The following is an 11950-nucleotide window of genomic DNA, read 5'->3' on the forward strand; positions in this document are numbered from 1 at the left end:
TGTTGAATCAGGAAAAATAAGTTATAATAAGAAGATGACATAAAACAACGGGATTTATATTGACGGGATGGTGAGGACGATGGAACTAAATAAACGGCAGGAAAAAATTCTTGAAATTGTAAAAGAAAACGGTCCGATTACAGGAGAAAGTATAGCGGACCAGCTTAACCTGACCCGTGCTACACTGCGTCCGGACCTGGCTATTTTAACAATGGCCGGGTTCTTGGATGCGCGTCCGCGTGTCGGTTATTTTTACACAGGAAAGTCCGGTCCGCAGCTTATGACGGAGAGTTTAATGAAACTGTATGTGCGCGACTTCCAAGCGGTGCCGATCGTGGTGAAGGAGCAGTCAACCGTCTATGATGCGATCGTTACCATGTTTCTTGAAGACGTCGGCACCTTGTTTGTGGTGGATGAATCCTTTTGCTTATCAGGTGTCCTATCAAGAAAAGATTTGCTTCGAGCCAGCATCGGTAAGCAGGATTTAAACTCTCTTCCCGTCAATATTATTATGACGCGGATGCCTAACATTGCGGTTTGTCAGCGGGATGATTTGCTTCTGGATGTAGCAAAAACGCTGCTTGAGAAACAAATCGACTGCGTGCCTGTTGTGAAAAAAACCGATAAAGGGCAGGAAGTAACCGGCCGGGTCACCAAAACAACGATTACCCGTGCTCTTGTGTCCCTGACAGATGATCATTAAAAGAAAGGCGGCTACCATGCATGAATGATCCGATCATTTATATTGTATCCGATTCCGTCGGTGAAACAGCAGAACTTGTTACGAAAGCAGCTTTAAGCCAGTTCAGCGGCCCTCATGCCGTCATTAAACGATTTCCTTACGTAGAGGACCCCTCCCACATTGATGAGGTCATTAACCTGGCCAGGGAAGATGGCGGGATTATTGTATACACGCTTGTAAAACCGGATATTCGTGCATACATGATTAAATCCGCGGATGTGAATAATATAGAGGTCATTGACTTAATCGGCCCTCTTATGGACCAGCTTGAATCAATGTACACCATGCAGCCATTATTCGAACCGGGGCTTGTAAGGCGCCTGGATGAAGATTATTTCAAAAAGGTGGATGCGATTGAATTTGCGGTAAAGTACGATGATGGACGCGATCCACGCGGATTATTAAAAGCCGATATTATCTTAATCGGTGTATCGCGCACATCCAAAACGCCGCTTTCACAATTTTTAGCCCATAAACGGGTAAAAGTAGCAAATGTACCGATTGTGCCGGAAGTGGATCCGCCGCAGGAATTATTCACGATTCCAAAAGAAAAGTGCATCGGCTTGAAGATCAGTCCGGAAAAGCTGAATTCGATTCGTCGTGAGCGGTTGATTTCTTTAGGACTGGACGACAGCGCCAGCTATGCGGATGTAGAACGTATCAAAAAAGAATTGACGTATTTCGAGGAGATTACGGCGAGAATAGGCTGCGACGTCATCGATGTAACCAACAAAGCGGTGGAAGAAACAGCGAATATTATTATGAGCCTTTATCGAAGCCGAAAAAGTACATAATCAGTCGATTATGTACTTTTCATTTTCATGGAAATGTTCTATAATAAAAAATTGTGATAAAAATGTTCAAAAAGGTTTAGAGCTGCCTTCAAAAGAATAAACTATCTATGTAACCCTTCAGGTGGCAGTCTTTACCCAGCAAGAAGTTCTTTTCGACGAACTTTTGTGCGAAAAGAAGGATTCTACTCACGTTTGTAGAATAAATAACAAAATACGATTTTACAGCTGGTGATGTCATTTGTCCAGAAGAATACCTGAAGAAACCATTCAGCAAATTAAACAGGGTGTTGAGATCGCTGATGTAATCGGAGAGTATGTTCAGTTGAAAAAGCAGGGCCGGAATTACTTCGGTTTATGCCCATTTCATGGTGAAAACTCACCGTCTTTCTCAGTGTCGCCCGAGAAACAAATTTATCATTGTTTCGGCTGCGGCGCTGGAGGGAACGCGTTTACCTTTTTAATGGAAATCGACCAGATTCCGTTTCAGGAAGCGGCGGCAAGACTTGCTGACCGTGCAGGGATCACACTGGATATTTCCCCATCAGAAAGCGAAGAAACGACAAAAACAGATGAGAATGCCGATCTGTATGAAGCGCATGAACTGATGGCGAAATTTTACCGGCACCTGCTTCTGAATACAGAAGAAGGAAGTGAGGCGCTTTTTTATTTGCGCAAGCGCGGATTTACAGACGAAGACATTGACCGCTTTCAAATCGGCTGGGCACCGCCGCAGCCTGAATTTGCGTTAAACATTCTTACAAAACGCGGTTTTTCTGTCGAACGAATGGAACAGGCTGGCCTGCTGGTTAAAAACGAAGAAACCGGCCGTTACTTTGATCGGTTTCGCGGCAGGATTATGTTTCCCCTTCATGATCAAAAGGGGCGTGTGTCCGGATTTTCCGGCCGCGACCTTGGAGAAGGGCAGCCAAAATATTTAAATTCACCCGAGACACCCATTTTTTATAAGAGCAGCCTTTTGTACCACTTTCATGCAGCAAGAACAGCAATCAAGAAGCAAAAACAATTTATCCTTTTTGAAGGTTTTGCCGATGTTATTGCAGCGGTGAGAGCCGGTTTTCATCAATCGGTAGCCGTTATGGGAACCGCCCTCACGGAAGAGCACATCAGGCAGTTAAAGCGCATTTGTGATCAAGCGGTCATTTGTTATGACGGGGACAAGGCTGGCTTAAATGCTGCTTACAAAGCGGCCAATATGCTTGACAGTCACGATATCGGCGTAAAAGTCACGATTCTTCCCGAGCAGCTTGATCCTGATGAATTTATCAGGCAAAAGGGTACAGATGCTTTTTCTGCTTATATAAAGGATTCTTCGCTTACACTGATGGCGTTTAAAATGGAGTTTTTAAAGCGCGGAAAAAATATGCGGGATGATGAACAAAAGTTTCGCTATATTGAAGAAGTGCTGACAGAAATCTCTAGGTTAAAAAAAGCAGTAGAGCGGGATCATTACTTACGCCGGCTGGCTGATGAATTTTCACTGTCTCTGCAGGCGCTGCAGGAACAGGAAAAAGCATTATTCCTAAAAAAACGTCCGGTGCGGCCGGCCCTGCCTCAAAAAGAGGAAGTTTCCGGAAATGCTCCACAGCGGGAACGGTTGATCCGGCAGTATCCGCGTCATGAAACAGCTGAAAGAAGACTGCTGGCTCATATGCTGGCCAATCCTGAGCTCGCAGAACGAATCCGAATGATGCTTCAAGGAGATTCGTTTTCCATAGATGAGCACCAGGCACTGTTTACGTATTTACTTGGATATTATGAACAAACAACAGAACCGGATATGGCATCTTTTTTGTCTGTACTGCAAGACAGCCAGCTCAGGCGTCTCGCTGTTGACATCAGCTTAACAACAGTCAGCGGCGAGCCTGGCGAGGAAGAGCTTTCCGATTATGTAAAAGAAATTCAAAAACAGCATCGCCGTTTGGAAATCGAAGAGAAAAAAAGAGAGCGGATTGAGGCAGAAAAACGTCATGATTATGTAGGAGCTGCCCGAATTTTGCATGAAATCATTTCGCTTGAAAAACAACTCGCCCGCTAAGATTGTCCAGGAAGTTGGAAGGAGGGGGACTAATGGCTGAAAAGTCAACACGTTCCAAAGAAGCTGAATTAACACTTGAAAAAGCAAAAGAACTTATTATTGAGACAGGTAAACAAAGAGGAGAATTAACATACAATTACGTAGCGGACAAATTAGCCTCGTTTGAAGTGGATTCCGGCCAGATTGATGAGTTTTACGAATCCCTTACAGAGCAGGGGGTAGAACTCGTTGATGAAGAAGAAAGCAACGATGACGGTGATCCGAACATCCAGGAGCTTGAAAAAGAAAATGAGGAATTTGATTTAAACGACTTAAGTGTTCCTCCTGGTGTGAAAATCAACGATCCCGTTCGTATGTACTTAAAAGAAATTGGCCGTGTTGATCTTTTGTCTGCCCAGGAAGAAATTGAACTGGCTCACCGGATTGAAGAAGGGGACGAAGAAGCAAAACGACGTTTAGCAGAAGCGAACCTGCGCCTTGTTGTCAGCATTGCCAAACGTTATGTAGGCCGTGGCATGCTGTTCCTTGATTTGATTCAAGAAGGAAATATGGGCTTAATCAAAGCGGTTGAGAAGTTCGACTACCGTAAAGGGTTTAAATTCAGTACGTATGCCACATGGTGGATTCGCCAGGCGATTACCCGTGCCATTGCCGACCAGGCCCGTACCATTCGGATCCCGGTTCATATGGTTGAAACGATTAATAAATTAATTCGTGTTCAGCGCCAGCTTCTTCAGGATCTAGGCCGCGAACCGGCACCAGAAGAAATTGCGGAAGAAATGGATTTAACACCTGAAAAAGTACGTGAAATTTTAAAGATCGCGCAAGAGCCTGTTTCACTTGAAACACCAATTGGGGAAGAAGATGATTCACATCTTGGCGACTTTATTGAAGACCAGGAAGCGACTTCTCCGTCTGAACACGCTGCTTATGAATTGTTGAAAGAGCAGCTTGAAGACGTGCTCGATACCTTAACGGACCGGGAAGAGAATGTTCTTCGCCTTCGTTTTGGCCTTGATGATGGACGGACACGGACACTTGAAGAAGTAGGTAAAGTATTTGGTGTAACGCGTGAGCGTATTCGCCAAATTGAAGCAAAAGCCCTTCGTAAGCTCCGCCATCCAAGCCGCAGCAAACGTTTGAAGGATTTCTTAGAATAAGTTAAATTCAAGGCCGGGTTTCCCGGCTTTTTTCGTGCAAAAAAGCAGGATAATCCTTGCCGGTCACGAATAGTATTGTGTATTGGGGTGTGAAGCAGGGTGAAACAAACGAAAAAAGACATTATTATTCAGGAAATACTTCTCTGGAAAGACAATCAAATGCTGCCTCCACATTATTGTGATTATTTACTAGCGCTTTATACACAAGGAACAGAATTTACAGAAGCAGGAAGACGCGCCCGATTGAAGCGAATTCACATGTCAACCGCACTGCTTGCACTGCTTTTATTGCCAGTTGCTGTATGTATTCTCTATTTTACGGAATTGTCTTTTCTTTTGCAAACAGTGATTTTGACAAGTTTTGTCGGAAGCCTGTTGCTGCTGGCCATTTATTTTTCACGCCAAAAAGTGCTGGCGCCTATGCTTTTTTTAGGTGCTGCAGTCCTGCTTTTGCTGCTCTCCTTGGAATTAAATACCCGGATTTTTCATGATCGTTCTTATACTTTATATGGGCTTCTTGCTGTAAATTGCCTGCTTTGGATTTTTACCGGTGTAAAGCTCAAGCTGTTTTACTTTTCTATTTCCGGTGGATTGGGCCTTATCGTGCTTCTCTTTTTCTGGCTGCAAAACTAAAAGGGCAGCTGAATGATCTGTCATAAGGGGAAAACTTTAAAGTAAGCCTTTTCGTACCCTTTATTTTCAAGTAAAATAATAAGTGTTTGTATTTTTCGGTTTTCTTTTTACATAAAAAGAGAGGGGGAAACAGCATGAATCGTAATCCGTTAATTCCATTTTTGTTAATTGCGGTATTCGGGCTCGGATTAATGTTCTTTTTGTCGTTGGATGGAATTGATAACGCAAAAGAAAGAGCCGAGGAAGGAAAGACAGCAGAAGAAGGCGGAGGAGAAACAGCGGCAGGGGGAAAATTTGATCCGGAGGCCCACTATGAGTCCTCTTGCATTGGCTGTCATGGCAGCAACTATGAAGGCGGTGCAGGCCCGTCGCTCGTTGGAGTAGGAGAAAAGCTTTCCCAGGAAGAAATTCAAGATATTGTGGTAAACGGTAAAGGCAGTATGCCGGCAGGTCTTGTTCCCCAGGAAAACGCCGAGGCGATGGCAGCCTGGGTAGCTGAAATTAAATAATAACATTCTACAAAGGCCTTTGTGTATGCAAAGGCCTTTTTTCTTTTGAAATGTGATAAGATAGGAAAGAATTTTAATAAAAAGCGGTGAACATATATGAATAGCAATCAGTTATCAAAAAGACTCGAAACGGTTGTTTCGTTTATTGCACCAGCCAGAACAATCGCGGATATTGGCTCAGACCATGCTTATCTGCCCTGTTATGCGGTGAAAAAAAATCTGGTAGACCGGGCTGTGGCGGGAGAAGTGGTGGAAGGCCCTTTTCAGTCTGCGAGACGGCAAGTACTGTCAGAAGGGTTGTCAGAGAAAGTTGATGTGCGTAAAGGAAACGGACTCGCTGTGCTGGAAGCGGGAGAAGTGGAGTGCATCACGATTGCAGGAATGGGAGGTCCACTGATCGCATCGATTTTAGAAGAAGGAAAGAGCAAGCTTGCCGGCGTTGCAAAGCTCATTCTGCAGCCGAATATTGCCGGCCATGCAGTTCGGGAATGGCTTGATGCAAATGGCTGGACTATAGAACAAGAAGCCATTTTAGAAGAAGATGGCCAATTGTATGAGGTTATCAGCGCTACAGCCGGCTCGTCACGTGCTTTGTCGCCGAAGGAATTGCTCTTTGGACCGTTCTTGATAAAGCAGAAAAACAACGCATTCCGGCTGAAATGGCAGCGGGAACTTGATCAAATTAATCATGTCCTCAGCCGTTTAACCGATGCCCAGCATACAGAGGGCACTGAAAAGAAGAAAAGTGAGTTAAAACAAAAAAAACAGTGGATTGAGGAAGTGATCGCCGATGAAAACGCCTAACGGACATGAGATTATTGGGCTGTTTGAACGATTTTCACCGAAATCTTATGCGATGGAAGGAGACAAAATCGGATTGCAGATCGGCCGCTTAAACAAGCCGTGCAAAAAAGTTATGATTGCGCTGGATGTTCTTGAAAGCGTCGTGGATGAAGCGATCGAAGAAAACACTGATTTGATTATAGCCCATCATCCGCTTATTTACCGGCCGCTTGGTGCCATTCAAACGGATCAGACAGCAGGAAGAGTGATTGAAAAGCTGATTAAGCATGATATTGCGGTATACGCTGCTCATACGAATTTGGATGTAGCGAAAGGCGGAGTAAATGACCTGCTGGCTTCCGCTCTTCACTTAACGAATACAGAAGTGCTCGTGCCGACCATAGCTGAAGAGTTGAGAAAGCTGGCCGTTTTTGTGCCGCTCGATCAGGCAGAAGCCGTAAGAGAGGCACTTGGAAAAGCAGGCGCTGGAGCGCTTGGAAATTATCAAAACTGTTCTTTTTCTCAACAAGGAGAAGGGCGTTTTCAGCCCGGTGAAGAAGCTGAGCCTTTTATCGGCCAAGCCGGCGGCCGCTTAGAAACAGTACAGGAAGAAAAAATCGAAGTGATTTATCCTGTTCACATAGAGAAGAAAGTGCTCAGTGCCATGCTTAAAGCCCATCCATATGAAGAGGCAGCTTATGATATTTATCCTCTTCAAAACAAAGGAGAACAGCTTGGACTGGGCCGTATCGGCCTGCTTCCACAGGAAATGACACTGGAGCAGTTTGCTATGCATGTGAAGGAGTCATTACAATCTGGAGGCGTAAGAGTAGTCGGTGATAAAACACGTCTTGTCCGTAAGGTAGCCGTATTGGGCGGAGACGGCAACAAATACTGGCAGACGGCGCTGCGTAAAGGAGCAGACGTGTACGTAACAGGTGATTTTTATTATCATACTGCGCATGATGCAGATGCTGAAGGCCTCGCAGTTGTCGATCCGGGGCATAACGTAGAGAAAGTGATGAAAAAAGGCGTAGCAGCCGTTCTTCACGAGCAGGCCTCCAGACAAAAATGGACTGTTGAATTTGTGGCTTCTGCCGTTGAAACAGACCCTTTTCAATTTATGTAAATAAAAAAGCAGCTCCGTTTAAGGAGCTGCTTTTTTAGCGTGAGGTTAACGTCGATTTTTTTACTTTAGGCAAAATTTTCTCAAGCGGTACTTTTCGCTCACGTACCCAGGTTGATTCATCTTCGGGGTCAAATGCTTCTAAAAACTGAATCACTTCTTTTACGATAGGTGTTGGTGTAGAAGCGCCGGCGGTGACAGCCACTGTTTCGGCATCTTTAAGCCAGTCAATATTAATTTCAGAAACATCAGACACCCGGTATGCAGTGGTGCCGGCAATTTCAATAGATACCTGCGCAAGTCGATTGGAGTTATTGCTTTTCGGATCTCCTACGACAATCAGCACATCTGCTTCACCGGCTTGATCAGCCACTGCTTCCTGCCGCACTTGCGTCGCAAGGCAGATTTCCTTATGCATTTCTGCATGTGGATACTTTTCTTTGATCGCATCCATAATATCAATAACATCCCATTGGCTCATGGTTGTTTGGTTTGTAACGATAATTTTATCATTTTTCATGTCCAGCGCCTTAACATCGTCTGCATTTTCCACAAGGTGAACAATTTCCGGTGCCACACCAACGGCGCCTTCCGGTTCCGGATGCCCTTTTTTGCCGATGTAAATCACATGATAGCCTTCTGCTTTTTTAGCCCGGATTAAATCATGGGTAACGGTAACATCAGGACAGGTTGCATCGATTGTCGTTAAGTTTTTTTGACGGGCAATTTCCCGTACTTCCGGCGACACACCGTGAGCTGTGAAAATGATTGTGCCTTCTGATACCTGCTCAATAATGTCTTTTCGGTTTTTTCCGTCCAAGGTAATGATGCCTTCCGCTTCAAAAGCATCTGTAACATGTTTGTTGTGTACAATCATGCCTAAAATATAGATTGGACGCGGCAATGTTTTATCAAGAGCGGCGTTACGGGCAATAACCATTGCATCAACAACACCGTAACAGTAACCGCGTGGTGAAATTTTTATTATTTTCATACAGCATCCTCCTCCAGCTTCTCACTTTATTATAAAGGAGAAAGCAGGGAAAACAAAGCGATCAATCAAGCCGGCCCGGAAACCAGGGCACAGACTCAGCTGTCCGCTTTTTTTCACGCTGTGGAGGCAGAGTGCTTGCCGCTTCTTTTACTTCTTGCTGTGGATCGCTTTCGGGGTCCGGCATGGATTGTACAGTCCGGTAAAGCCTCCACATAGCCGGAAGGTTTTTAACAAGCGGGCCGTACTGTTCAATCAACGGCCGCATCTGTTCAGCAGTCGCCATGACCTGTCTGGCTTGTTCCAGCCATCGTCCCGACTTTGCGGCTGTACCGAAAAACGGAGGCATTGGCGGCTGAACAGGCGGGTGGGTAGGGGGAGGAGTATAAAAAAATCCACGTCTGGCATTCGGTGCATATCGAGGCAGCAACGCAGTCACCCTTTCCTTTTTCTCTATCGTATTCATATTGGAAAGATCATGTGCGTAAACCTTCTTTTGCTTTCTTGACGCTTTTAGTATATTATCGTAACGTGCATAAACTTTGAACGTGAAAGGAATTTGATGCCATATGGCAAACTATACATTTGAACAATACGGTCTAAAGCCGTTTATTTATAAAGGAATCGAAGCACTGCGCTTCAAAGAGCCTACGCCAATTCAACGTAATATGATTCCGCTTATCCTAAAAGGGGAAAGCGCAATTGGACAATCCCAAACGGGCACAGGAAAAACCCATTCATATGTACTGCCTATTTTAAACCGTATCGAAACCGACAAAAAAGAAGTGCAGGCTGTAATTACAGCTCCAACGCGCGAACTAGCCACGCAAATTTATCAGGCATTCCAAAAAGTGGCAAAAGAATCAGAGGAAGAAATTTCTATCCGTCATTTTGTCGGAGGGACGGATAAAAAACGGGATATAGAGCGATTGAAAAACCCGCCACACATCATGGTTGGGACACCGGGAAGAATTGCTGACCTTATTGGCGATAATGCGATTTCTGTTCACAAAGCGGAAATGCTTGTTGTCGATGAAGCTGATTTAATGCTTGATATGGGCTTTATCAATGATGTAGATCGAATTGCATCCGGTATGCCAGAAGAGCTTGGCATGTTTGTTTTTTCTGCTACTATTCCACAGAAACTAAAACCTTTTTTGAAAAAATACATGGAAAATCCGGAATACGTACACATTGAGCCCAAACGCGCATCTGCCGCTAACATCGAACATTTGCTTGTAGCGGCAAAGAGCCGTGATAAAGTAGACGTCGTGTATGATCTACTGCAAGCCTTTAATCCGTATCTGGCTGTTGTCTTCACAAACACGAAGCAAAAAGCGGATGAAGTAGCGGATAAGCTGGCGGCAAAAGGCTTGAAAACCGGTCGTATCCACGGTGACCTGCCGCCTCGTGAACGGAAAAAAATGATGAAGCAGGTTCATGACCTTGAGTACCGTTATATTGTCGCAACAGACCTTGCTGCCCGCGGTATTGATATCGAAGGCGTTAGTCATGTAATCAATTATGAGCTGCCGGCAGATCTTGACTTTTACATTCACCGGGCAGGCCGTACAGCCCGTGCCGGTGCATCCGGCATTTGTGCAACAGTTTATCTTCCGGCTGATGAAGATGCGATCGCAAAACTGGAAAAACGCGATATTACGTTTTCGAATGGTGATATCAAAGGTGGAGAAATCGTTGAAACAGCCGATCGTAATCGCCGTAAAAAACGGGAGAAAAAAGAAGATACGATCAACCCGAAAGTCAGAGCGGTCACAAGCCGTCCGCAAAAAGTAAAACCAGGCTATAAAAAGAAACGGAAAATGGAAGTAGCAAAAATTGAAAAACGCCAGCGCCGTATTGACGCCCGCAATAAAAAGTAACAGGGAGTTTAAGGATGTTAAAAATAGGATCACATGTTTCAATGAGCGGCAAAAAAATGCTGCTTGGTGCTAGTGAAGAAGCTATTTCTTACGGCGCCTCTACCTTTATGGTGTATACAGGCGCCCCACAGAACACACGCCGAAAGCCGATTGAAGACTTGAATATCGAGGCCGGGCGCCGCCATATGGAGCAAAACGGCATCAGCGAAATTGTCGTTCATGCTCCTTATATTATTAACCTTGGCAATACCATCAAGCCGGAAACATTCGAGCTGGGAGTAGATTTTCTTCATATGGAAATCGAACGGTCAACAGCAATTGGTGCGAGCCAGATTGTGCTTCATCCAGGCGCCCATGTTGGAGCTGGAACCGAAGCTGGGCTGAAAAAAATTGCGGAAGGTTTGAACGAAGTGCTTCAGCAAAACCAGTCCGTGCAAATTGCACTGGAGACGATGGCTGGAAAAGGAACGGAATGCGGCCGCCAATTTGAAGAAATCGCGATGATTATGGATATGGTCCATCATAACGAAAAATTATCGGTCTGCTTTGATACGTGCCATACACATGATGCGGGTTATCCAATTCGAGAGGACTTTGACGGAGTTTTAGATCAATTTGATCGAATGATCGGTGTGGACCGCCTTAAAGTGCTGCACATCAATGACAGCAAAAATGAGCGCGGCGCCGGTAAAGACCGGCACGAAAATATCGGCTTTGGCTATATTGGCTTTGATGCGCTGTCTTATATTGTGCATCATCCTCAGTTAACCGATATCCCTAAAATCTTGGAAACACCTTATATAGGAGAAGATAAAAATACAAAAAAACCCCCATACCTTCAGGAGATTGCCATGCTTCGAGGCAAGCAATTTGATGAAGGCATAAGGGAAAAAATTGCAGCAGGCGTTATAACTTAAGGAAGTGCATATATGGACGGAGCATTTTTTCAAGCGCTGCGGCTTCTCGTTTGCCGAGAATCCTTTCAGCTGCTTGAAAAAGCTCGGTCCTTTTTGTTTCGGAAAACAAATCAACTTCGTGGCGGGCGAGCCAGCCGATAAACTGATCCGCCTGCTTTTCGGTCAAGGAAACTTGGAATTTTCTTGCTTGCTCCATCAGCTCAGCTTTTGTGATGGTTTGAACACGGCGATTGATCATTTGATGAAGAGGCTGCATACCGGGCTCCTTTCTTAAGGTCACTTCATTTACTTGAGAGCGGCCATCCTGTATACTGGATAGTGTTTAAATCGTAATCATTCTTACCTTAAAGGAGTTC

General features: G+C 44.8%; 13 protein-coding genes. 10 read left to right on the forward strand and 3 right to left on the reverse strand.

From position 1 onward, the window contains the following. The first annotated feature begins 67 nt into the window (after positions 1 to 67). The 8 genes from ccpN (at position 68) to L2D08_RS09070 (ending at position 7806) form a co-directional block, all read left to right on the forward strand. Entirely contained in the window at positions 68 to 703 is a 636-nt protein-coding gene (gene ccpN / locus L2D08_RS09035; protein ID WP_255821899.1) for a transcriptional regulator CcpN, read from the forward strand. A gap of 20 nt (positions 704 to 723) precedes the next feature. Then, the gene (locus L2D08_RS09040; protein ID WP_242233429.1) at positions 724 to 1536 is read left to right on the forward strand and encodes a pyruvate, water dikinase regulatory protein; all 813 of its coding nucleotides are present in this window, start codon (positions 724 to 726) and stop codon (positions 1534 to 1536) included. Positions 1537 to 1774: 238 nt separating this feature from the next. Then, complete coding sequence (gene dnaG / locus L2D08_RS09045; protein WP_242233430.1) at positions 1775 to 3592, forward strand: DNA primase; 1818 nt, start codon at positions 1775 to 1777, stop codon at positions 3590 to 3592. Between the two features lie 32 nt (positions 3593 to 3624). Continuing rightward, the gene (gene rpoD / locus L2D08_RS09050; RefSeq protein WP_242233431.1) at positions 3625 to 4752 is read left to right on the forward strand and encodes an RNA polymerase sigma factor RpoD; all 1128 of its coding nucleotides are present in this window, start codon (positions 3625 to 3627) and stop codon (positions 4750 to 4752) included. A gap of 99 nt (positions 4753 to 4851) precedes the next feature. Continuing rightward, positions 4852 to 5385 carry a hypothetical protein gene (locus tag L2D08_RS09055; RefSeq protein ID WP_242233432.1) on the forward strand — a complete coding sequence of 178 codons (534 nt, stop codon included), beginning with the start codon at positions 4852 to 4854 and terminating at the stop codon, positions 5383 to 5385. 134 nt (positions 5386 to 5519) lie between these two features. Then, positions 5520 to 5894 (forward strand): cytochrome c550, encoded by a 375-nt coding sequence (gene cccA / locus L2D08_RS09060; RefSeq protein WP_242233433.1) that lies wholly within the window; start codon positions 5520 to 5522, stop codon positions 5892 to 5894. 96 nt (positions 5895 to 5990) lie between these two features. Next, positions 5991 to 6698, forward strand: a complete 708-nt coding sequence (locus tag L2D08_RS09065; protein ID WP_242233434.1) for a tRNA (adenine(22)-N(1))-methyltransferase — start codon at positions 5991 to 5993, stop codon at positions 6696 to 6698. Then, entirely contained in the window at positions 6685 to 7806 is a 1122-nt protein-coding gene (locus tag L2D08_RS09070) for a Nif3-like dinuclear metal center hexameric protein (protein WP_242233435.1), read from the forward strand. The genes L2D08_RS09065 and L2D08_RS09070 overlap by 14 nt, the downstream gene beginning before the upstream one ends. Positions 7807 to 7840: 34 nt before the next feature. On the opposite strand, the gene L2D08_RS09075 is transcribed toward L2D08_RS09070, so the two are convergent. Next, positions 7841 to 8797, reverse strand: a complete 957-nt coding sequence (locus L2D08_RS09075; RefSeq protein WP_242233436.1) for a 4-hydroxy-3-methylbut-2-enyl diphosphate reductase — start codon at positions 8795 to 8797, stop codon at positions 7841 to 7843. A gap of 61 nt (positions 8798 to 8858) precedes the next feature. Further along, positions 8859 to 9224: a YqfQ family protein gene (locus tag L2D08_RS09080; RefSeq protein ID WP_242233437.1), complete on the reverse strand. Its 366-nt coding sequence runs from the start codon at positions 9222 to 9224 to the stop codon at positions 8859 to 8861. A gap of 139 nt (positions 9225 to 9363) precedes the next feature. Between L2D08_RS09080 and L2D08_RS09085 the strand changes: the two genes are divergently transcribed. Both L2D08_RS09085 and L2D08_RS09090 read left to right on the forward strand, forming a co-directional pair. Further along, positions 9364 to 10677 (forward strand): DEAD/DEAH box helicase, encoded by a 1314-nt coding sequence (locus L2D08_RS09085; protein WP_242233438.1) that lies wholly within the window; start codon positions 9364 to 9366, stop codon positions 10675 to 10677. A 14-nt stretch (positions 10678 to 10691) separates the two neighbouring features. Next, complete coding sequence (locus tag L2D08_RS09090) at positions 10692 to 11594, forward strand: deoxyribonuclease IV (RefSeq protein ID WP_242233439.1); 903 nt, start codon at positions 10692 to 10694, stop codon at positions 11592 to 11594. On the opposite strand, the gene L2D08_RS09095 is transcribed toward L2D08_RS09090, so the two are convergent. Further along, entirely contained in the window at positions 11584 to 11850 is a 267-nt protein-coding gene (locus tag L2D08_RS09095) for a DUF2624 family protein (RefSeq protein WP_242233440.1), read from the reverse strand. The genes L2D08_RS09090 and L2D08_RS09095 overlap by 11 nt on opposite strands. Between the last annotated feature and the right edge of the window lie 100 nt (positions 11851 to 11950).

The sequence above is a fragment of the Domibacillus sp. PGB-M46 genome, from assembly GCF_022668875.1.
In the GTDB taxonomy this organism is placed as follows: domain Bacteria; phylum Bacillota; class Bacilli; order Bacillales; family Domibacillaceae; genus Domibacillus.

What these genes read in the sequence shown, in the direction of transcription:
- ccpN (WP_255821899.1), top strand. Translation starts at nt 68, where the DNA reads ATGGTGAGGACGATGGAACTAAATAAACGGCAGGAAAAAATTCTTGAA.
- L2D08_RS09040 (WP_242233429.1), top strand. Translation starts at nt 724, where the DNA reads ATGAATGATCCGATCATTTATATTGTATCCGATTCCGTCGGTGAAACA.
- rpoD (WP_242233431.1), top strand. Translation starts at nt 3,625, where the DNA reads ATGGCTGAAAAGTCAACACGTTCCAAAGAAGCTGAATTAACACTTGAA.
- cccA (WP_242233433.1), top strand. Translation starts at nt 5,520, where the DNA reads ATGAATCGTAATCCGTTAATTCCATTTTTGTTAATTGCGGTATTCGGG.
- L2D08_RS09065 (WP_242233434.1), top strand. Translation starts at nt 5,991, where the DNA reads ATGAATAGCAATCAGTTATCAAAAAGACTCGAAACGGTTGTTTCGTTT.
- L2D08_RS09070 (WP_242233435.1), top strand. Translation starts at nt 6,685, where the DNA reads ATGAAAACGCCTAACGGACATGAGATTATTGGGCTGTTTGAACGATTT.
- L2D08_RS09075 (WP_242233436.1), bottom strand. Translation starts at nt 8,797, where the DNA reads ATGAAAATAATAAAAATTTCACCACGCGGTTACTGTTACGGTGTTGTT.
- L2D08_RS09085 (WP_242233438.1), top strand. Translation starts at nt 9,364, where the DNA reads ATGGCAAACTATACATTTGAACAATACGGTCTAAAGCCGTTTATTTAT.
- L2D08_RS09090 (WP_242233439.1), top strand. Translation starts at nt 10,692, where the DNA reads ATGTTAAAAATAGGATCACATGTTTCAATGAGCGGCAAAAAAATGCTG.
- L2D08_RS09095 (WP_242233440.1), bottom strand. Translation starts at nt 11,850, where the DNA reads ATGCAGCCTCTTCATCAAATGATCAATCGCCGTGTTCAAACCATCACA.